This is a genomic window from Photorhabdus thracensis (assembly GCF_001010285.1).
GTDB classification, from domain to species: Bacteria; Pseudomonadota; Gammaproteobacteria; order Enterobacterales; family Enterobacteriaceae; genus Photorhabdus; species Photorhabdus temperata.
Window position 1 is genome coordinate 1,918,970 of record NZ_CP011104.1, and the last position, 21,085, is coordinate 1,940,054.

At 43.4% G+C, this 21,085-nt stretch carries 15 protein-coding genes, 1 tRNA gene and 3 rRNA genes; 11 read left to right on the forward strand and 8 right to left on the reverse strand.

Annotation, left to right across the window (positions count from 1 at the left end; genetic code table 11):
* Positions 1–33: 33 nt before the first annotated feature.
* Positions 34–495 carry a transcriptional regulator AsnC gene (gene asnC, locus VY86_RS08140; protein WP_023044946.1) on the reverse strand — a complete coding sequence of 154 codons (462 nt, stop codon included), beginning with the start codon at positions 493–495 and terminating at the stop codon, positions 34–36.
* A gap of 165 nt (positions 496–660) precedes the next feature.
* Here asnC and asnA point away from each other — a divergent pair, with 165 nt between their 5' ends.
* Positions 661–1,653, forward strand: coding sequence for an aspartate--ammonia ligase (asnA, locus tag VY86_RS08145; RefSeq protein ID WP_046974586.1), 993 nt, complete (start codon positions 661–663; stop codon positions 1,651–1,653).
* Positions 1,654–1,659: 6 nt separating this feature from the next.
* Here asnA and viaA read toward each other — a convergent pair whose 3' ends face one another.
* Positions 1,660–3,117, reverse strand: a complete 1,458-nt coding sequence (viaA, locus tag VY86_RS08150) for an ATPase RavA stimulator ViaA (RefSeq protein WP_046974587.1) — start codon at positions 3,115–3,117, stop codon at positions 1,660–1,662.
* 4 nt (positions 3,118–3,121) lie between these two features.
* Positions 3,122–4,633, reverse strand: coding sequence for an ATPase RavA (ravA, locus tag VY86_RS08155; RefSeq protein ID WP_158020022.1), 1,512 nt, complete (start codon positions 4,631–4,633; stop codon positions 3,122–3,124).
* Positions 4,634–4,887: 254 nt separating this feature from the next.
* On the opposite strand from ravA, the gene rbsD reads away from it, so the two are divergent.
* From rbsD to rbsR, 6 genes are all read left to right on the forward strand, one after another.
* Positions 4,888–5,307 carry a D-ribose pyranase gene (gene rbsD / locus VY86_RS08160; RefSeq protein WP_046974589.1) on the forward strand — a complete coding sequence of 140 codons (420 nt, stop codon included), beginning with the start codon at positions 4,888–4,890 and terminating at the stop codon, positions 5,305–5,307.
* A gap of 7 nt (positions 5,308–5,314) precedes the next feature.
* Positions 5,315–6,820, forward strand: coding sequence for a ribose ABC transporter ATP-binding protein RbsA (rbsA, locus tag VY86_RS08165; RefSeq protein WP_046974590.1), 1,506 nt, complete (start codon positions 5,315–5,317; stop codon positions 6,818–6,820).
* A gap of 6 nt (positions 6,821–6,826) precedes the next feature.
* On the forward strand, positions 6,827–7,798 hold the full coding sequence (gene rbsC / locus VY86_RS08170; RefSeq protein ID WP_046974591.1) for a ribose ABC transporter permease: 972 nt from the start codon (positions 6,827–6,829) through the stop codon (positions 7,796–7,798).
* Positions 7,799–7,822: 24 nt separating this feature from the next.
* Positions 7,823–8,713, forward strand: coding sequence for a ribose ABC transporter substrate-binding protein RbsB (rbsB, locus tag VY86_RS08175; RefSeq protein WP_046974592.1), 891 nt, complete (start codon positions 7,823–7,825; stop codon positions 8,711–8,713).
* A 62-nt stretch (positions 8,714–8,775) separates the two neighbouring features.
* Positions 8,776–9,705 carry a ribokinase gene (gene rbsK / locus VY86_RS08180; protein WP_046974593.1) on the forward strand — a complete coding sequence of 310 codons (930 nt, stop codon included), beginning with the start codon at positions 8,776–8,778 and terminating at the stop codon, positions 9,703–9,705.
* 2 nt (positions 9,706–9,707) lie between these two features.
* A complete protein-coding gene (gene rbsR, locus VY86_RS08185) occupies positions 9,708–10,709 on the forward strand; it encodes a ribose operon transcriptional repressor RbsR (RefSeq protein ID WP_387695518.1) in 1,002 nt (333 codons plus the stop codon).
* A 12-nt stretch (positions 10,710–10,721) separates the two neighbouring features.
* Here the strand turns inward: rbsR and mdtD are convergent, their stop codons facing one another.
* A complete protein-coding gene (gene mdtD / locus VY86_RS08190) occupies positions 10,722–12,104 on the reverse strand; it encodes a multidrug transporter subunit MdtD (RefSeq protein WP_046974594.1) in 1,383 nt (460 codons plus the stop codon).
* 42 nt (positions 12,105–12,146) lie between these two features.
* Positions 12,147–12,836, reverse strand: a complete 690-nt coding sequence (locus VY86_RS08195; protein ID WP_046974595.1) for a FadR/GntR family transcriptional regulator — start codon at positions 12,834–12,836, stop codon at positions 12,147–12,149.
* Positions 12,837–13,295: 459 nt separating this feature from the next.
* Here VY86_RS08195 and VY86_RS08200 point away from each other — a divergent pair.
* The 4 genes from VY86_RS08200 to rrf all read left to right on the forward strand — a co-directional run bounded on the left by VY86_RS08200 (position 13,296) and on the right by rrf (position 18,342).
* Positions 13,296–14,841: ribosomal RNA gene (locus VY86_RS08200) — 16S ribosomal RNA — on the forward strand.
* Positions 14,842–14,923: 82 nt separating this feature from the next.
* Positions 14,924–14,999, forward strand: a tRNA-Glu gene (locus VY86_RS08205).
* A gap of 189 nt (positions 15,000–15,188) precedes the next feature.
* Positions 15,189–18,099: ribosomal RNA gene (locus VY86_RS08210) — 23S ribosomal RNA — on the forward strand.
* A gap of 127 nt (positions 18,100–18,226) precedes the next feature.
* A 5S ribosomal RNA gene (gene rrf / locus VY86_RS08215) occupies positions 18,227–18,342 on the forward strand.
* Together the 16S, 23S and 5S rRNA genes with 1 tRNA gene alongside form the textbook arrangement of a ribosomal RNA operon.
* Positions 18,343–18,466: 124 nt before the next feature.
* Here rrf and VY86_RS25315 read toward each other — a convergent pair.
* From VY86_RS25315 to VY86_RS08230, 3 genes are all read right to left on the reverse strand, one after another.
* Positions 18,467–18,958, reverse strand: coding sequence for a sulfatase-like hydrolase/transferase (locus VY86_RS25315; RefSeq protein WP_046974596.1), 492 nt, complete (start codon positions 18,956–18,958; stop codon positions 18,467–18,469).
* Positions 18,959–19,065: 107 nt separating this feature from the next.
* Positions 19,066–20,715: a cation/acetate symporter ActP gene (gene actP / locus VY86_RS08225; RefSeq protein ID WP_046974597.1), complete on the reverse strand. Its 1,650-nt coding sequence runs from the start codon at positions 20,713–20,715 to the stop codon at positions 19,066–19,068.
* Positions 20,712–21,023: a DUF485 domain-containing protein gene (locus tag VY86_RS08230; protein ID WP_021325497.1), complete on the reverse strand. Its 312-nt coding sequence runs from the start codon at positions 21,021–21,023 to the stop codon at positions 20,712–20,714. The genes actP and VY86_RS08230 overlap by 4 nt, the downstream gene beginning before the upstream one ends.
* Positions 21,024–21,085: the final 62 nt, after the last annotated feature.

Genomic DNA, 21,085 nt, shown 5'->3' on the forward strand with positions numbered 1-21,085 from the left:
CCTGTGGATAATGTGGTTATAACAAATTTTATCTTATGGCTTGATTGTTCGCATAATCGGGTTTTGCAAGGAGATCAGGGTTTCTGTTGATTGGATCTCATCGATAGTCTGTATTTTGTTGATAAGTACATCTTGAAGAGATTCAATTGAGCGGCACATAACTTTAGTAAAGATGCTGTAGTGACCTGTTGTGTAGTAGACTTCAACGACTTCATTCAGGTTACTTAATTTTTTTAGGGCTGATGGGTAATCTTTAGCGCTTTTAAGAATAATGCCAATAAAGCAACAAACATCATAACCAAGTTGTTTAGTACTGATATCTACTCTGGTTCCGGTGATGATCCCTGCTTGCTTCATTTTTTCTACACGAACATGAATGGTCCCTGGGCTGACGGCAAATTTCTTTGCCAATTCGGCATAAGGTGTACGTGCGTTGTCCATTAAAGCGTGAAGTATGTCACGGTCCAGATTATCGATCTGATAAATTTCTGCCATTTCTAGCTCCATTTTTTATCGAATTTTCATTTTTTCTATATTAAAAATGAATTTTATAAAGCATAAAGACTATTTTTATTAAAGTATATTGAATTTATACCTCATTCTATTGCTTAATGTTTTCAACAGGACATCAGGGCTACCTAAAAATTTGAGAATAATATTATGAAAAAGTCATTTATTGAGAAGCAGCAACAAATTAGTTTCGTGAAATCTTTCTTTTCCCGCTTGCTGGAAAGCAAGCTGGGTCTGATTGAAGTACAAGGGCCAATCCTAAGTTGTTTGGGTGATGGTATTCAGGATAACTTGTCCGGCCATGAAAAGGCGGTTCAGGTGAAAGTGAAAACGTTACCGGATTCAACTTTCGAAGTAGTGCATTCACTGGCTAAATGGAAACGTAAGACACTGGGTCGTTTTGATTTTCAGCCGGAGCAAGGGCTTTACACTCACATGAAAGCATTGCGTCCGGACGAGGATCGCTTAACACCAATCCACTCTGTTTATGTTGATCAATGGGATTGGGAAAAAGTGATGGGAGATGGGCAGCGTTCACTTGCTTATCTAAAACAGACAGTAGGCAAAATTTACGAAGCAATAAAAGAAACAGAAAAAGCTGTCAGCAAAGAGTTTGGTCTGGCACCGTTCCTGCCAGATCAAATTCACTTCGTTCACAGTGAAACACTTCTGAGCCGTTATCCGGATCTGGATGCAAAAGGTCGCGAACGTGCTATTGCTAAAGAATTGGGTGCTGTTTTCCTCATTGGTATTGGTGCGAAATTATCTGATGGTCAGGCACATGATGTTCGTGCACCGGATTATGACGACTGGACGACGCCAAACAGTGATGGTTTTGCTGGTCTGAACGGCGACATTATTGTCTGGAACCCTGTATTGGAGGATGCTTTTGAGATCTCTTCTATGGGTATCCGTGTTGATGCAGAAGCACTGGAGCGCCAATTGACGCTGACAGGTGATGAAGAGCGCTTGCAATATGATTGGCATCAAGCGTTACTCAACGGCGATATGCCACAGTCGATTGGCGGAGGTATCGGTCAATCTCGCTTGGTGATGTTACTGCTGCAAATGAAACATATCGGTCAGGTTCAATGCAGCATATGGTCACCTGAAGTACGCGAAACTGTAGAAGGCATGCTCTGATTCAACTCAGTGACGCCATTTTCGCAGTAAACGGTTTTTAAGTCCGGTATCAAAACGCCAGATATGATCGAATATCCGCATAATACCGGGCTTACCATATTGGGACATGGAGACCGCATGGAAGCGGTGTTGCTGATGCTGTTGCAGATTTTTTATCTGATGGATTAGTGAGTCCGGTAAACGCTGGGCAATGAAATCTGAAATAACAACAGCATCAGCATCTTTCCAACATTGCTCTTTCATTTTTTCTATTGTGCTTGCCAGACAGAAAGCTAAATCTGTTCCTCCTCTAAAAGTCTGGCTGAGAAAACGAATAGCTTGCTCCAAGCCATCTGGTGAAGATAGTTCATAGTGCACAATTTCTGTAGCAAATAATATAATGTGACAGTTACGATTATCTGCTAGTGCAATGCGTAACAGTGCCAGACAAAAAGCTTTGGCGCATTTTTCATTGAATCCTCCCATAGAGCCGGAAGTATCTACACAGACAATAAATGGTCCTCTTGGCTTTTCCTCCTGATTATAATGAGTGACTGGTCGTAATGTTGTTTTCTGTTGCCAGCTATCGCCTTGTAAGCGATAGGTCAATAAGCGCTTTTCCACCAATCTGCGATAAAATTCATATTCCAGATCTTCAATTCCCAATATTGCCAGTTCTGTTGGTAACAGGCGTAAAATATCATCACTTTGCCCTATGCCATTTACCTGTTCAGGAACGGTATCAGGTGTCCGTTCAATAGTAGTACATAGTTCGAGAAGATGGCTTTCCTGTTGTTTTGATTTTGCAGATTGGCTACGACCAAGTAATTGAGCCAGTTTTTCCAGTTCTGGTTGTTGTTGAAGAAATTCACTATAGCGAATCAATAACTGTTCATCATTTCGGGAATGGTTTAACTGACTTTTACTCATATCCCATAACCGTCCCGCCGCCCTGTCATTTTCACTGAAAACAGGATCAAGATTACCGCTTAATGTTAGCCGTTGTTGTAATTCTGCCAGTAATTGCTCTTTTTCTTGTTCCAGTAATTTCTTGTGGAAAGTTGTGGTTTGCAGAATCAAATTGAGTCTCCATCGTTGGATAAACAGGATTTGTAATGCATTTGAATGCTCGGTAGTACCGGTTACCAATTTCTGTGCTTCTTCAATAAAAGGGGATTTAATTTGGTTCAGTATTTCCAGAATATCGGGAAGTTTAAGATAAAAATTATCGGTGCTGGTAGACAGTAATTGTTGGTATAACTGAAATTCTTCTGCCAGAGGGGCAGGAATCATTGCTTCTTTAATTCTTTGTTGTAAATCTTGTTTCCAACCGGGAATGTCTTTCAGTAGTGCTCGTTTTAAACGAGGATATTTTTCAAAAAAGATAGCTAACTGGGGTGAAGCCAGAAGAGTTAATATGACTTCTTCTATCAGTTTTCCTTCGTTTACTGATAATAAAAGATCAAGAGTTGTTAGGCTAATCATTTAGTTAGCTACTCATTTTTATTTTCAGCTGGTTGATTTTATCCGTCAATTGGATAAAACTTTGTTCTATTGCAGCAAACCAATGGTTTTCAATGAATAGACATGGCTGATGCTGACTAAATAATTGGCGTTGATGGTGAATATCTTGATTAATTTTTTCCAGTTTTTCCAACCACTCGCTGTTTTTTTCGTTTTGTTGATGCTGACTATCGGGTAAATATAAAGTAGAGGAACGACGGCTAATATCAAAAATCTCTGGTTGGTGTGCTGAGTTAATTTCGGCGGTTATATCTTGTGGAAAACCGATACCATTTAGGCGGGCTGGTAAACTTCCACCTTTATTTATCCAGGTATTTAGTATTTTTTTTTCCATTTCAATAAAATTGACTTGAATATCATGGATATGAAGAGGTGTATGCAGGAACAAAGTCAATTTTTCTTCATTGATGTGATCGGGTAGAGAATATTGTATTTTGCGTCCAAACAAACCTGTTTGTTTTTCCAGGTACAACGCCTGCTGATTGTTTTTATCCTGGCGGGCTTGAATCCATTGGTGATAAAGTGAATCAATTTGCTGAGATGATATTCTTTGCTGATATGCTTGTTCGATCATGAGAGTATTCAGATATTGAGGTAATAATTTGAAAGAGTGAAGATCATACCACAGACAATCTTTCAACAATATTAAATCAAGTGGCGATATTTCTCTTCTGCCATTGAAGAAAGCGCTGGCTTGTAATAAATGAATTGCTTTCTTCCAGCGTCGGTCTGAAACATAAGATGAATGTTCTGTAGAATCAAGTTGCTGACGTAGATGATAGATAATATCAAAACAATTCTCTGGTAGGATTATTTCATTAATCTCTTTTTGCCATTGATGAAATTCTTCACTTGTTATCTGAATATTTGCTGGGACAGGGTTATCATTTTCATTTTTTTGGTTAGTAAGTAATGCCCGGAAGTTCTGTTTTTCTTGAATTTTATCCAACCAAATACGGATTAGCATTCGGTCATAAAGAGCCTCAAGGCTGCTATCTGCTTCAGGTAATTCATTGGATGCTGTTATCAGTAATCGCATCGGAATTTTCTCTTCTGTATCCCCATTCCTGAATTTTCTTTCGTTAATTGCTGTCAGCAAGGTATTGAGAATTGCCGGGCCAGCTTTCCATATTTCATCGAGAAAGACAATTTCAGTTTCAGGTAAATAGCCGGTGGTCAGTCGCTGATAACGTCCTTCTTCTTTCAATGCCTGAATAGAAAGAGGACCGAAAATTTCTTCGGGAGTGGAGAAACGGGTCATCAGATACTCAAATGCTCTGGCATCACGAAACGCAAATTTTAATCGGCGGGCTATCAGACTTTTTGCGATCCCTGGGGGACCAAGCAGAAAAACACTTTCCCCGCACAGTGCAGCTAGCAGGCATAAACGAATCGTCTGCTGTCTTTCATACAGACCGCTCTCCAGATAGTTACTTAAACAAGCTATTTTTTCCGCTAGTTGCATAATTCGTACCAATATTATCTGTTGGGATAAATAAAATCTAATCACTTTTCTTCATAGATTTTAATCATCATTTATTGATGAATACTATATTTACCTTAAAAATCGATTCAGCGTCAAATATTCAATAAGTTAACGTTTATTTTTGGTTTTTTTATTGTCGAAACGTTATCGATAACGATCACACTTTTGTATTATTAATGTTGCATTTTAAATGTTACTTTCTATATTACTTTAATAGCGAAACGTTTCGCTAGTGGAATAAAAAAATGAAAAAAGGTGTATTACTTAATTCTGAAATTTCAGCCGTAATTTCTCGGCTGGGGCACACTGACCAGATTACAATTGGTGACATTGGGTTACCAATTCCTTCTTCAGCCCAGCGGATTGATTTAGCGCTAACCCAGGGGATCCCTAGTTTTATATCCGTTCTTAATGTCGTGACACAGGAAATGCAGGTTGAAGCTGCATTTTTAGCAGAGGAGATCATTATCTATAATCCTTTGATACATAAATTAATATTATCTCAGATTAAGGAACTGGAGGAACAACAAGGGAATTCAATTATTGTGGAATATATCAGTCATAATATATTGAAAGAGAAGATGAAATATAGCCGAGCGATGATTCGTACTGGAGAGAATTCTCCTTATGCTAATATCATCCTTTGTTCTGGTGTGACTTTCTGAGGTGGTTATGCGACCTGCACTGGAACTAAAAGGAATTAGTAAATCTTTTCCTGGTGTTAAAGCATTATCTGGCGCGGCACTACGTGTTTATCCGGGTAAAGTTATGGCATTGGTAGGGGAGAATGGTGCAGGTAAATCCACGATGATGAAAGTGTTGACCGGAATATATACCAAAGATACAGGCACAATTCATTATTTGGGAAAAGAAGTGATTTTTTCTGATCCTAAATCTTCTCAGGACGCGGGTATTGGGATTATCCATCAAGAATTAAATCTTATTCCCCAACTGACTATTGCAGAAAATATTTTCTTGGGACGTGAATTCGTTAATAAATTTGGTGCCATTGATTGGAAAAAAATGTATCAGGAAGCCGATCGCCTTTTGAAAAAGTTGAATTTAAGTTACAGCAGTCACTGGCGAGTAGCTGAACTTTCTATCGGTGATCAGCAAATGATTGAGATTGCTAAGGTGCTGAGTTTTGAATCCAAAGTTATCATTATGGATGAACCAACTGATGCACTGACTGATACAGAAACTGAATCATTGTTTAACGTAATACGTGAACTGACATCGCAGGGGTGCGGTATTGTTTATATCTCTCATCGTCTGAAAGAAATTTTTGAAATTTGCGATGATGTTACGGTATTCCGTGATGGACAATTTATTGGTGAAAAGCCGGTAAAACAGTTAAAAGAAGAGACTCTGATTGAAATGATGGTTGGGCGAAAACTGGAAGAGCAATATCCTCGCCTAAATTTTCCTCGAGGTAAGAAGCGGCTTGAAGTTAAGCAAATTTCTGGTCCCGGTGTGACAAATGTTAGCTTTTCCCTTTATAGCGGAGAAATTCTGGGTATATCGGGGTTAATGGGGGCTGGCCGTACTGAATTAATGAAAATGATTTATGGTGCGTTGCCAAAAACTCAAGGACAAATCACTCTGGATGGGACGCCTGTTGTAACCCGTAATCCTCAGGACGGATTAGCTTGTGGGATTGTTTATATTTCAGAAGATCGGAAGTGTGATGGATTAGTTTTGGATATGTCAGTTAAAGAGAATATGTCTCTTACCGCTTTACGTTATTTTAGTAATAAATCAGGGAGCCTGAACCATAAAAAAGAGCAGCAGGCAGTCAATGACTTTATCAAGTTATTTAATATCAAAACACCTTCAATGGAGCAAACGATAGGCCTGCTTTCTGGAGGTAATCAGCAAAAAGTGGCAATTGCTCGTGGATTAATGACCAGACCAAAAATTCTTATCTTGGATGAGCCGACTCGGGGAGTCGATGTCGGTGCAAAAAAAGAAATTTATCAACTCATTAATCAGTTCAAAAAAGAGGGCTTGAGTATCATCCTTGTTTCTTCTGAAATGCCGGAAGTGATAGGAATGAGTGATCGTATTTTGGTCATGTATGAAGGTCATATCAGCGGAGAATTTTTTGCTGAACAGGCAACTCAAGAAATTTTGATGGCGGCGGCTGTTGGCAAACAATATGGAACGATTCGGGAGTAATTCAGTATGAATTCGAACATATCACCGACATCTAAGCGTTGGTTTACTAAAGAGTGGTTACTGAAGCAAAAGTCATTGATTGCGTTGTTAGTATTGATAGCCGTAGTTTCTTCTCTTAGCCCAAATTTTTTCACGTTAAATAACTTGTTTAATATTCTGCAACAGACATCAGTCAATGCCATTATGGCCGTTGGGATGACATTGGTTATTTTAACATCGGGTATTGATCTGTCTGTTGGTTCATTGCTTGCATTGACAGGCGCAGTAGCAGCTTCATTGGTTGGTATGGAAGTTAACGCGCTGGTGGCTGTAGTGGGTGCTTTGGCTTTAGGTGCTGCGATCGGTGCTTGTACAGGAATAATCATTGCTAAAGGTAAAGTACAGGCTTTTATTGCCACTTTGGTCATGATGTTACTACTTCGTGGAATAACCCGCGTCTACACTGATGGTAGCCCAATAAATACAGGATTCAGTAATAATGCGGATCTGTTTGGCTGGTTTGGTATTGGTCGTCCATTGGGAATTCCTACTCCAATATGGCTGATGTTAATAGTTTTTGTTATTGCATGGTATCTCCTGCACCACACCCGTTTAGGTCGTTATATTTATGCTCTGGGTGGTAATGAATCGGCTACCCGTTTGTCTGGTATCAGTGTCGATAAAATTAAGATTATCGTTTACGCCTTATGCGGCTTACTGACGGCATTAGCGAGTATTATTGAAGTGGCCCGTCTTTCTTCTGCTCAACCAATGGCGGGGAGTGGTTATGAATTGGATGCTATTGCTGCTGTCGTTTTGGGCGGAACCCGTCTGGCTGGTGGTAAGGGATTAATTACCGGGACTTTGACTGGTGCGCTAATCCTCGGTTTTTTAAATAATGGCTTAAATTTATTAGGTATTTCTTCTAACTACCAGATGATTGTTAAAGCAAGTGTAATATTGTTGGCTGTTCTGGTTGATAACAAAAGTAGTAAATAACCTCATCCTACAGGAAATAAAACAATGAGAATGAAGAAATTAGTCACAATTTTATCTGCTGTTGCACTAGGCGCGACTATAAGTGTAAATGCGTTAGCGAAAGATACTATCGCGTTAGTCATTTCTACACTAAATAATCCATTTTTTGTCGCTATGAAAGAGAGTGCTCAAAAAGAGGCGGATAAATTGGGTTATAGCCTAATTGTGCTGGATTCCCAAGATAACCCAGCGAAAGAATTAGCCAATGTTCAGGATTTGACGGTACGTGGTACTAAACTAATGCTGATTAACCCAACTGATTCTGATGCTGTAGGTAATGCCATTATCATAGCTAACAGTGCGAAAATTCCGGTAATTACTCTCGATCGGATAGCGAATAACGGTACGGTTGTCAGCCATATTGCTTCTGATAACCGCTTGGGTGGTAAAATAGCCGGTGATTTTATTGCTGAAAAATTAGGGAATGAAGCCAACATTATTCAGTTAGAAGGTATTACTGGTGCTTCTGCTGCCCGTGAACGTGGTGAAGGATTTAATAAAGTAGCACAAGAACATAAGTTTAATATGCTGGCTAGTCAGCCTGCTGATTTTGACCGTACCAAGGGTTTGAATGTTATGCAGAACTTACTGACAGCTCATCCGGCTATACAAGCTGTATTTGCTCAGAATGATGAGATGGCGTTGGGGGCTCTGCGTGCTTTACAGATAGCAGGTAAAAGAGATGTATTAGTTGTTGGCTTTGATGGCACGGAAGAGGGTATCAAAGCTGTTCAAGGTGGGAAATTAGGAGCGACAATCGCTCAGCGTCCTGACCAGATTGGTATCATTGGCATTCAGACAGCAGACAAGGTGCTGAAAGGCGAAAAAGTTGATGCTGTTATTCCTGTAGAACTGAAACTGGTTATTAAAAAATAAATCGGTATTACTGTGCTGTTGCTAATTGATGGTAACGGCATAATGGAAAAGGAATAGATTTAATGGGTACAGCAAAACTTGCAGTGCTTGGCAGCATTAATGCTGACCATATTTTGAATCTTGAATCGTTCCCTCGTCCGGGTGAAACGGTGATCGGGAAACAATACCAGATTGCTTTTGGTGGTAAAGGTGCTAATCAGGCGGTAGCAGCAGGTCGCAGTGGTGCTGATATTACATTTATTGCTTGTGTCGGTGAGGACGATATTGGTTCCCGTATCTGCCAGCAGTTAGCAATGGATAATATTAAAACTTCTGGCATTGAAGTTATTAAAGGGGAAACAACCGGTGTAGCATTGATTTTCGTTAATCAGCAAGGTGAAAATGTTATTGGTATCAATACGGGGGCTAATGCTGCACTGACACCGAAATATTTCTATCGCTACCAAAATATTATTGAAGAAGCGGATGCGTTATTAATGCAACTAGAGTCTCCATTAGAAACTGTACAACTTGCCGCAGAGATAGCTAAACAAAATGATACGAAAGTAATACTTAATCCGGCACCGGCACAAAAATTATCTGATCAATTGCTCTCGCTGGTGGATATCATTACTCCGAATGAAACTGAAGCTGAATACCTGACTGGAATTACAGTAAAAGATGATTTAGGTGCGGAAAAAGCGGCTCAGATATTGCATGATAAAGGTATTGCAACAGTCATTATCACATTGGGTAGCCGTGGCGTATGGTTGAGTGAAAAAGGTCAGAAAGGAGAAATTGTTCCGGGATTTAAAGTTAAAGTTGTAGATACTATTGCGGCGGGAGATACTTTCAATGGCGCGTTCGTGACAGCTTTGCTGGAAGGAAAGGCAATGTTATCTGCGGTACGGTTTGCCCACTCTGCTGCTGCAATAGCGGTAACCCGTCAGGGAGCTCAGCCTTCTGTCCCGTGGCGAAATGAAATTGATGCATTTTTAACTGAACAGGACTGACTGTGGCTACAATGAAAGATGTTGCCCGTTTTGCGGGCGTCTCCACATCAACTGTATCTCATGTTATTAACAATAACCGTTATGTCAGTGATGGTGTAAAAAAGAAAGTTAATGATGCTATTGAGCAACTAAATTATGCTCCGTCAGCACTTGCACGAAGTCTTAAAATCAAGCAGACCAAAACCATTGGTATGTTGGTAACAACCAGTAATAACCCCTTTTATGCTGAAATTGTAAGAGGGGTTGAAAGAAACTGTTATGAACGTGGTTACAGCCTTATCTTGTGTAATACAGAGGGTGATGCCAAACGGATGGATTACAGCATGGAAACGTTGCTGCAAAAGCGAGTAGATGGGCTGCTGATCATGTGTACTGAGAACCAGCACAATTCTTGTAATGTTTTACGCCGTTATCCCCCTGTACCGATGGTCATGATGGATTGGTCTCCATTTGATATTATTAGCGATGTTATTCAGGATAACTCCTTGTTGGGAGGGGAGATAGCTACCAATTACCTCATCAGCTGTGGTTTTAAGAAAATAGCCTGTATTGCAGGTCCGCAAGATAAAACGCCTGCTAGATATCGGTTGGAAGGATATAAAAAGGCAATGGCAGACGCTGGCCTTGTTATACCTGAAGGGTATGAAATTTATAGTGATTTTGAATTTTCTGGTGGTTTTGAATCAATGCAAAAATTGCTGCAACATCCAGAACTACCTGAAGCTGTTTTTGCTGGCAATGATGCAATGGCTGTTGGCGCTTATCAGGCTCTTTATCAAGCAGGGCTTTCCGTGCCGGATGATATCTCTATCATTGGTTATGATGATATCGACCTGGCCCCTTATATGATCCCACCTTTAACAACCATTCATCAGCCGAAAGATGAATTAGGAAAACTGGCTGTTGATACTTTGCTTTATCGGATGGATAACCCGGAGAGTGATCCTAAGTTGTTAGTATTAACTCCAACATTGATTGAGCGTAACTCGGTTTCCCGTTCTTAAGTATTCTGTTTCTTATTTCTTGATCATATTATCGCCATCTTCCTTATGTAATAACAGGAAGGTGGAAGACGAGAGTAAAGTAATTATTCCCACTGTAATAAAAGTGTTGTGGAAGTTATCAACGGTTGTTCCATAAGGCATGGACTCATAGAAACGGAGAATAGCTGCACTCGCTGCAACACCGAAGCTAATAGACAACTGCTGAGTTACCGCTAATAAACTATTTCCTGAGCTGGCATTATTATCGGTCAGATCAGCCAGAGTAATGGTATTCATTGAAGTAAATTGAATGGACACGGCCATACCTAGTAAAAATAGTGGGATAACTAAAAGAACGGCGGACATTTCTGGTGATTGCAGTGAAAATTGAGAAATTATTAATCCGATAATGACGGTTATGCTAACCAGAGTCTTACGATAACTAAAGCGAGTCAATACATTTGTTACAAAAGACTTGGCTATAATAGAACCGATAGCTGTTGGTGCCATCATCATTCCTGCAATGACTGCTGAATAACCAAATCCAATTTGTAGCATCAGAGGCATCAGAAAAGGAATACACCCAGTTCCCAGGCGCGTAGCAATATTACCGATAATACCGATAGAAAATGTGCGAGTACGGAATAACTTCAGACTGATAAGTGGTTGAGGGTGTTTTTTGGCATGCATCAGGTAACCAAATAGTGTAATAAAACCACCGACCATAACTGTGAAAGGTATATATCCTGGTAACGAACTCTCTCCTAGTAAATCCAAACTAACGGAAACCATGACTAAACTCAGTCCAAAAAGTATGAAACCAAAAAAATCGAATGAACGCTTTGGCATTGTGAAATTAGGCATATGTTTTTTAGCATAAATAATCCCCAATAAACCAATTGGAATATTGATAATAAATATCCAGTGCCAGGTAGCATAAGTGACTAATAATCCACCGAGCATAGGACCAAGAATTGGCCCTACTAACCCTGGCATGGTGACAAAATTCATAACGGGTAAAAGTTCACTGCGTGGGTATGCGCGTAATAAAGCAAGGCGGGCAACCGGCATCATCATTGCACCACCAATTCCCTGAATTACACGGGAAATAACCAGAAAAGCCAAATTACCTGACAAAGCACAGGCTAGGGAGCCTAAAGAAAATAAGGATACAGCAAAAATAAATACCCGGCGGGTACCAAAACAATCTGCTAGCCAGCCACTGACTGGAATCAGTAAAGCAACAGTCAGAGTATAGCTGACAACAGCAGATTGCATCGCCAGAGGTGAGTGTTCGAGGCTTTCAGCAATAGCGGGTAATGCTGTGTTGAGAATTGTTGCATCTAAAGCTTGCATAAAAAAAGCTATTGCAGCAATCCAGGGTAGCCCCGCCATATTACGAGCGGTTTTTACCATTAATCGTCCTGCTGTATTTATCTAACACATTACTATATAAGATCATTCATGCTCTGTTAATAACTTTTGGCAAGCGAGAAGTGCTCTGCGACTGTCACCTTTGATGATTGAATCAACAATTGTTTTATGAGCTTCCAGTTGCACAACTTTGTCGGAAATAATAGCTTCGAAATAGTTCTGATAAACTGGACGAAATAAGTTGGCAAAAGAACCTAAAAACGGATTTCCACAGGATTTATAAATGGTGTGGTGAAACTGGTAATCAATATCTATCCATTTTTCCCGGTTGAAATTTTCTTTCAGCAGATACATTTCATCTATGAGTTGTAAAAGCTGCTTCTTTTGCTCTTGTGTGGCATTTTTTGCAGCAAGAAAGCAAGTTTGTGGTTCTATTGCCAATCTCACTATATGGAAGTGTTCAATCACCTGGTCAAGATTATCACGATTCATCCACCACTTTAATAAATCCTGATCAAGGAAATTCCAGTGAATAGTTGGCATGATGCGGGTACCAATACGTGGGCGAGGTAATAGCATACCTTTGGCTGCAAGTATTTTTATCGCTTCGCGAACAGAAGTCCTGCTGACGTCGAACTGTTCAGCAAGTTCTATTTCGCCAGGGAGGATGGTTTCAGTTTTATATTCACCAGACAAAATCTGTTGTCCGATTTTTTCAGCTAAAAGATAAGAAAGGTTTTTCTGGGAAGCTTTTCTTTGTTCTTTAAATTGCATAGTAGATTTGAACCTTTTCCCGCATTTATCCATTTATACTACTTTAGTTTGGGAATAATTACTGTCGATGACATCCGTTTTTGTGTAAAAAAAACCCAAAAACACACATTTTGTTGAAAAAAAATGCGAATGACAGTTTTTTTTAAATAAATGCTTGCCAGCGCCGAAGAACTCCCTATAATGCGCCACCACTGACCGACACAACGCTGACAAAACGTGTGAGGCCAGGCAGAGCAAAGCAAATAAGCGCTTGACTCTGCGGGCGAAAAGCGTAGTATACGCAGCCCGGCTGAACGAGAATATTACTTTTTATTTCAGCCTGCTCTTTAACAATTAATCAGACAATCTGTGTGGGCACTCACAAGACGGTATCACAAAAGAATACACTAAAGTCTTAAAGAGTGAACAACAGTTAATTCATAACGAATGAACAGTCAGTTTCTTTGAGCATCAAGCTTTTAATCGAAGAGTTTGATCATGGCTCAGATTGAACGCTGGCGGCAGGCCTAACACATGCAAGTCGAGCGGTAACAGGAAAATGCTTGCATTTTTGCTGACGAGCGGCGGACGGGTGAGTAATGTCTGGGGATCTGCCCGAGGGCGGGGGATAACCACTGGAAACGGTGGCTAATACCGCATAATGTCGCAAGACCAAAGTGGGGGACCTGAAAGGGCCTCACGCCCGCGGATGAACCCAGATGGGATTAGCTGGTAGGTAGGGTAATGGCCTACCTAGGCGACGATCCCTAGCTGGTCTGAGAGGATGACCAGCCACACTGGGACTGAGACACGGCCCAGACTCCTACGGGAGGCAGCAGTGGGGAATATTGCACAATGGGCGCAAGCCTGATGCAGCCATGCCGCGTGTATGAAGAAGGCCTTCGGGTTGTAAAGTACTTTCAGCGGGGAGGAAGGATATCGCTTGAACAGAGCGGTATATTGACGTTACCCGCAGAAGAAGCACCGGCTAACTCCGTGCCAGCAGCCGCGGTAATACGGAGGGTGCAAGCGTTAATCGGAATGACTGGGCGTAAAGCGCACGCAGGCGGTCAATTAAGTTAGATGTGAAATCCCCGGGCTTAACCTGGGAACGGCATCTAAGACTGGTTGGCTAGAGTCTCGTAGAGGGGGGTAGAATTCCATGTGTAGCGGTGAAATGCGTAGAGATGTGGAGGAATACCGGTGGCGAAGGCGGCCCCCTGGACGAAGACTGACGCTCAGGTGCGAAAGCGTGGGGAGCAAACAGGATTAGATACCCTGGTAGTCCACGCGGTAAACGATGTCGATTTGGAGGTTGTTCCCTAAGAGGAGTGGCTTCCGGAGCTAACGCGTTAAATCGACCGCCTGGGGAGTACGGCCGCAAGGTTAAAACTCAAATGAATTGACGGGGGCCCGCACAAGCGGTGGAGCATGTGGTTTAATTCGATGCAACGCGAAGAACCTTACCTACTCTTGACATCCTCAGAATTTGCTGGAGACAGCGAAGTGCCTTCGGGAACTGAGAGACAGGTGCTGCATGGCTGTCGTCAGCTCGTGTTGTGAAATGTTGGGTTAAGTCCCGCAACGAGCGCAACCCTTATCCTTTGTTGCCAGCACGTAATGGTGGGAACTCAAAGGAGACTGCCGGTGATAAACCGGAGGAAGGTGGGGATGACGTCAAGTCATCATGGCCCTTACGAGTAGGGCTACACACGTGCTACAATGGCGGATACAAAGTGAAGCGACCTCGCGAGAGCAAGCGGAACACATAAAGTCTGTCGTAGTCCGGATTGGAGTCTGCAACTCGACTCCATGAAGTCGGAATCGCTAGTAATCGTAGATCAGAATGCTACGGTGAATACGTTCCCGGGCCTTGTACACACCGCCCGTCACACCATGGGAGTGGGTTGCAAAAGAAGTCGGTAGCTTAACCGTTTGGAGGGCGCTGACCACTTTGTGATTCATGACTGGGGTGAAGTCGTAACAAGGTAACCGTAGGGGAACCTGCGGTTGGATCACCTCCTTACCTGAGATGCAGTTGAGTGCAGTGCTCACACAGATTGTCTGATGAAAGTCGAGCAAGACGCGTCTGCGAAGCCGGCCATTGTGTCCCCTTCGTCTAGAGGCCTAGGACACCGCCCTTTCACGGCGGTAACAGGGGTTCGAATCCCCTAGGGGACGCCACTTGCGGTGATGACGGGTGAAAGCCGTCGTCGTGTTATCGTTAAGCGGATTTCTGATGAAGTCGGTTTAACGATAAATGCTCTTTAACAATCTGGAACAAGCTGAAAATTGAAACCGTCGATAATATCACCGAGGTATTATCGACCAGTCTCTCAACAATCGGCAATCCGAGACATTTTCGGGTTGTGAGGTTAAGCGACTAAGCGTACACGGTGGATGCCTAGGCAGTCAGAGGCGATGAAGGACGTGCTAATCTGCGAAAAGCGTCGGTAAGCTGATATGAAGCGTAATAGCCGGCGATGTCCGAATGGGGAAACCCAGTGCAATCCGTTGCACTATCGTTTGATGAATTCATAGTCAAACGAGGCGAACCGGGGGAACTGAAACATCTCAGTACCCCGAGGAAAAGAAATCAACCGAGATTCCCCCAGTAGCGGCGAGCGAACGGGGAGCAGCCCAGAGTCTGAATCAGCGGGTGTGTTAGTGGAAGCGTCTGGAAAGTCGCACAGTAAAGGGTGAGAGTCCCGTACACCAAAACACACAAGTTGTGAACTCAACGAGTAGGGCGGGACACGTGGTATCCTGTCTGAATATGGGGGGCCCATCCTCCAAGGCTAAATACTCCTGACTGACCGATAGTGAACCAGTACCGTGAGGGAAAGGCGAAAAGAACCCCGGCGAGGGGAGTGAAAGAGAACCTGAAACCGTGTACGTACAAGCAGTGGGAGCTTCTATTAATAGGGGTGACTGCGTACCTTTTGTATAATGGGTCAGCGACTTATATTCTGTAGCAAGGTTAACCGTTTAGGGGAGCCGCAGGGAAACCGAGTCTTAACTGGGCGCATGAGTTGCAGGGTATAGACCCGAAACCCGGTGATCTAGCCATGGGCAGGTTGAAGGTTAGGTAACACTGACTGGAGGACCGAACCGACTAATGTTGAAAAATTAGCGGATGACTTGTGGCTGGGGGTGAAAGGCCAATCAAACCGGGAGATAGCTGGTTCTCCCCGAAAGCTATTTAGGTAGCGCCTCGTGAATTCATCTTCGGGGGTAGAGCACTGTTTCGGCTAGGGGGCCATCCCGGCTTACCAACCCGATGCAAACTGCGAATACCGAAGAATGGTATCACGGGAGACACACGGCGGGTGCTAACGTCCGTCGTGAAGAGGGAAACAACCCAGACCGCCAGCTAAGGTCCCAAAGTCATGGTTAAGTGGGAAACGAGGTGGGAAGGCTCAGACAGCCAGGATGTTGGCTTAGAAGCAGCCATCATTTAAAGAAAGCGTAATAGCTCACTGGTCGAGTCGGCCTGCGCGGAAGATGTAACGGGGCTAAACCATGCACCGAAGCTGCGGCAGCGACATGAATGTGTCGTTGGGTAGGGGAGCGTTCTGTAAGCCGGCGAAGGCGGCGTCGTGAGGCCCGCTGGAGGTATCAGAAGTGCGAATGCTGACATAAGTAACGATAAAGCGGGTGAAAAACCCGCTCGCCGGAAGACCAAGGGTTCCTGTCCAACGTTAATCGGGGCAGGGTGAGTCGACCCCTAAGGCGAGGCTGAAAAGCGTAGTCGATGGGAAACAGGTTAATATTCCTGTACTGAATGTGACTGCGAAGGGGGGACGGAGAAGGCTAGGCCATCCGGGCGACGGTCGTCCCGGTTTAAGCGTGTAGGTGGGCAGGACAGGCAAATCCGTTCTGCTGCAACACTGAGGCGTGATGACGAGCCGCTACGGCGGTGAAGTGGTTGATGCCCGGCTTCCAGGAAAAGCCTCTAAGCATCAGGTCATATTGAATCGTACCCCAAACCGACACAGGTGGTCAGGTAGAGAATACTCAGGCGCTTGAGAGAACTCGGGTGAAGGAACTAGGCAAAATGGTGCCGTAACTTCGGGAGAAGGCACGCTGGCGGTAGGTGAAGGGCCGAGCGCCCGGAGCTGAAGCCAGTCGCAGAGACCAGCTGGCTGCAACTGTTTATTAAAAACACAGCACTGTGCAAACACGAAAGTGGACGTATACGGTGTGACGCCTGCCCGGTGCTGGAAGGTTAATTGATGGGGTTAGCGCGTAAGTGCGACGCTCTTGATCGAAGCCCCAGTAAACGGCGGCCGTAACTATAACGGTCCTAAGGTAGCGAAATTCCTTGTCGGGTAAGTTCCGACCTGCACGAATGGCGTAATGATGGCCAGGCTGTCTCCACCCGAGACTCAGTGAAATTGAACTCGCTGTGAAGATGCAGTGTACCCGCGGCAAGACGGAAAGACCCCGTGAACCTTTACTATAGCTTGACACTGAACATGGAGCCTTGATGTGTAGGATAGGTGGGAGGCTTGGAAGTGTGGACGCCAGTCTGCATGGAGCCATCCTTGAAATACCACCCTTGAATGTTCGATGTTCTCACCCGGGTGCGTGATCCGCATCGGGGACAGTGTCTGGTGGGTAGTTTGACTGGGGCGGTCTCCTCCTAAAGCGTAACGGAGGAGCACGAAGGTTGGCTAATCACGGTCGGACATCGTGAGGTTAGTGCAAAGGCATAAGCCAGCTTGACTGCGAGAGTGACGGCTCGAGCAGGTACGAAAGTAGGTCTTAGTGATCCGGTGGTTCTGCATGGAAGGGCCATCGCTCAACGGATAAAAGGTACTCCGGGGATAACAGGCTGATACCGCCCAAGAGTTCATATCGACGGCGGTGTTTGGCACCTCGATGTCGGCTCATCACATCCTGGGGCTGAAGTTGGTCCCAAGGGTATGGCTGTTCGCCATTTAAAGTGGTACGCGAGCTGGGTTTAGAACGTCGTGAGACAGTTCGGTCCCTATCTGCCGTGGGCGCAGGAAGATTGAAAGGGGCTGCTCCTAGTACGAGAGGACCGGAGTGGACGCACCGCTGGTGTACGGGTTGTCATGCCAATGGCATAGCCCGGTAGCTAAGTGCGGAAGAGATAACCGCTGAAAGCATCTAAGCGGGAAACTTGCCTTGAGATGAGTCTTCCCTTGACGTAAGGTCACGGAAGGAACGTTTAAGACGAAGACGTGGATAGGCTGGGAGTGTAAGTGCAGCGATGCATTGAGCTGACCAGTACTAATGAACCGAGCGGCTTAACCTTACAACACCGAAGGTGTTTTGGTGCGAGAGATGAGAGAGAGATTCAGCTTGTTGAACAGATTGGTTCTGATGGTTGTGCGGCCCGGGGAAACGGGGGCGAGCATAACGGTCGGGATGAAATGAATTTGCCTGGCGGGGATAGCGCGGTGGTCCCACCTGACCCCATGCCGAACTCAGCAGTGAAACGCCGTAGCGCCGATGGTAGTGTGGGGTCTCCCCATGTGAGAGTAGGGAACTGCCAGGCTTGGTATTCGGTGAAGACCCTCAGCGTAAGCTGGGGGTTTTTGCGTTTTGGGGCGTTTTTCTTATTACACAGTGAAATCTGAGCTTAGAAATTCTTTTCTGATGATTAATTTAAATGTGGTTTCCTAAATAAAAAGCATATAACGGCCTGATATTTTCTTAGTACTACAGCCGTATTTCTTTTTCTCATATAGAAGGGTACTCTCGAAAATTTTTAAGTCATGCGGTTTCTCTGCGTTGTAATCATCAGAAAAAAGATGGATTTTGTTATCAGCCATATTAGCGATAACGGTAATTAAGCTGTTACTTTTGCCAGATCTGCCTTGATTACTTATCCAGGTTGCCTTAAATCCTGCATCTTTAGCTAAGGATACAATATTGTAAGCATAATGAGCTTTATCTTTGAGCTGATATAAGGTGATATTAGACAGTGAAATAGGTACAGATAATATAGTAACTGGTGCTGGAGAAATAGCGTGATTGAATATCAGCATATTTTTCTGCATTATGTCTAATGTTGGTGTTGTGACTTTATTATGTGAATCTACCATAGGTAATTTATTTCTCATATAGGCTAATAGTGTTAAGTAGCGAATTGAAATAATAAAGTTAATCATTAACCTGAGAGTAAAACAAGAACTTAACTTGGGAAATAGCTCTGAGTTCAGATGGCTTTCTAATAAAAATACCTCTCCCTAAGGAGAGGTTGAGTATAAAATCGTAACTAATGTGATTTTCCTTGTGCGATACCAAGCCCGGTTTGCGATCGAATAAATTGGGTTCTGAATTGTTCTCTTTCCTGCATACCTTGTAGTGAATTATCGGTAAGAGAAAATAGCCATGAACCGGCAAAAGCGACAATCATTGAGAATAATGCTGGATATTCATAAGGATAGATTGATTTTTCATGGTCGAGAATGCCGACCCAAATTGTTGGACCTAGAATCATCAAAACGACAGCTGTAATTAACCCCAGCCAACCTCCGATTAATGCGCCGCGGGTGGTGAGTTTGCGCCAGTACATAGACAAAAGAATAATTGGGAAATTACAGCTTGCAGCAATAGAGAATGCCAATCCAACCATAAAGGCTATGTTCTGATTCTCAAATAAAACACCTAATCCGATTGCGACAAACCCAAGTATCACAACAGTTATTTTTGACACTTTCAATTCATCGCGCTCGTTGGCTTTGCCACGCTTAATGACGTTTGCGTACAGGTCGTGTGATACTGCTGATGCTCCAGCCAGTGTCAGTCCTGCTACAACTGCCAGAATAGTGGCAAAAGCTACAGCAGAGATAAAACCAAGGAACAAATCCCCCCCAACTGCACTTGCAAGGTGAACGGCTGCCATGTTAGTACCACCGATTAGTGCACCTGTAGCATCTTTAAATGACGGGTTTGGGCTGACCAGTAAAATAGCGCCAAAACCGATGATGAACGTCAGAATGTAAAAATAACCAATGAAGCCAGTAGCATAGAAAACGCTTTTCCGTGCTTCTTTCGCATCACTTACAGTAAAGAAACGCATAATGATATGAGGTAAACCAGCGGTACCAAACATCAACGCGAGACCAAGAGAAAGAGCGGAAATCGGATCAGATACCAACCCTCCTGGGCTCATGATGGCTTCACCTCTTGAATGAACAGCAACAGCTTCTTTAAACAGCGTGTTGAAATTGAAGTTTACCGCTTTCATGACCATAAGAGCCATAAAGGTAGCGCCAGCCAGCAATAAAATGGCTTTGATAATTTGTACCCAGGTCGTTGCCAGCATGCCGCCAAACAGAACATAAAGTACCATCAGAATACCAACTAATACGACCGCAATATGGTAATTCAGGCCAAAAAGTAATTCGATAAGCTTACCTGCTCCAACCATTTGTGCAATAAGATAGAGGGCAACAACAACCAGTGAGCCAATGGCAGATAAAGTCCGGATTGGACGTTGCTGTAACCGGTAAGAAGCAACATCTGCAAAAGTGTAGCGCCCAAGATTTCTTAATCGTTCAGCAATCAGAAACAGGATAATGGGCCAGCCAATTAGAAAGCCGATAGAATAAATCAGCCCGTCGTAACCAGACGTATAGACCAGAGCGGAAATACCAAGGAATGATGCTGCGGACATAAAATCCCCCGCAATCGCCATGCCATTTTGGAAACCAGTAATGCGCCCACCCGCAGTGTAGTAGTCAGTACGGGAGCGTGTTTTCTTTGAGGCCCAGTAAGTAATATAGAGTGTGAAACCAACAAACAGGACAAACATAATAATGGCCTGAATGTTGACGGGTTGCTTTTCTACGGAGCCAGAGATTGTATCGGCCCATATGAGATTAGGAAATAGAAGTATTATTATCAGCAAAAATTTCTTCATTTTTTTACCTCGTCAAGAATTTGTGAGGTAAGACGATCGAATTCACCATTAGCTCTGATGACATACAGGCCAGTTAAGATGAATGAGATAACAATTAAGCCAATGCCAACGGGTATCCCACGGGTAATATATGAACCAGCATAAAGAGGGGTACCCAGCCATTCGGGTGCAAATGCAATGAGGAAAATAAAGCTGACATACAAAACTAATGTGATTATTGATAGCAGCCATGCAAAACGGCCTCGTTTTTCAACCAATTCTTTGAAACGAGGATTGTTCTCAATCCCTTGGTAAATGGCGTCATTCATCAGAATGTCCTCTTATATTTTTATTATATTTGTTGATTAAGCCGCCTTGCGGCGGCATGGTA

What these genes read in the sequence shown, in the direction of transcription:
- asnC (WP_023044946.1), bottom strand. Translation starts at nt 495, where the DNA reads ATGGCAGAAATTTATCAGATCGATAATCTGGACCGTGACATACTTCAC.
- asnA (WP_046974586.1), top strand. Translation starts at nt 661, where the DNA reads ATGAAAAAGTCATTTATTGAGAAGCAGCAACAAATTAGTTTCGTGAAA.
- viaA (WP_046974587.1), bottom strand. Translation starts at nt 3,117, where the DNA reads ATGATTAGCCTAACAACTCTTGATCTTTTATTATCAGTAAACGAAGGA.
- rbsD (WP_046974589.1), top strand. Translation starts at nt 4,888, where the DNA reads ATGAAAAAAGGTGTATTACTTAATTCTGAAATTTCAGCCGTAATTTCT.
- rbsA (WP_046974590.1), top strand. Translation starts at nt 5,315, where the DNA reads ATGCGACCTGCACTGGAACTAAAAGGAATTAGTAAATCTTTTCCTGGT.
- rbsC (WP_046974591.1), top strand. Translation starts at nt 6,827, where the DNA reads ATGAATTCGAACATATCACCGACATCTAAGCGTTGGTTTACTAAAGAG.
- rbsB (WP_046974592.1), top strand. Translation starts at nt 7,823, where the DNA reads ATGAGAATGAAGAAATTAGTCACAATTTTATCTGCTGTTGCACTAGGC.
- rbsK (WP_046974593.1), top strand. Translation starts at nt 8,776, where the DNA reads ATGGGTACAGCAAAACTTGCAGTGCTTGGCAGCATTAATGCTGACCAT.
- mdtD (WP_046974594.1), bottom strand. Translation starts at nt 12,104, where the DNA reads ATGGTAAAAACCGCTCGTAATATGGCGGGGCTACCCTGGATTGCTGCA.
- VY86_RS08195 (WP_046974595.1), bottom strand. Translation starts at nt 12,836, where the DNA reads ATGCAATTTAAAGAACAAAGAAAAGCTTCCCAGAAAAACCTTTCTTAT.
- VY86_RS25315 (WP_046974596.1), bottom strand. Translation starts at nt 18,958, where the DNA reads ATGATTAACTTTATTATTTCAATTCGCTACTTAACACTATTAGCCTAT.
- actP (WP_046974597.1), bottom strand. Translation starts at nt 20,715, where the DNA reads ATGAAGAAATTTTTGCTGATAATAATACTTCTATTTCCTAATCTCATA.
- VY86_RS08230 (WP_021325497.1), bottom strand. Translation starts at nt 21,023, where the DNA reads ATGAATGACGCCATTTACCAAGGGATTGAGAACAATCCTCGTTTCAAA.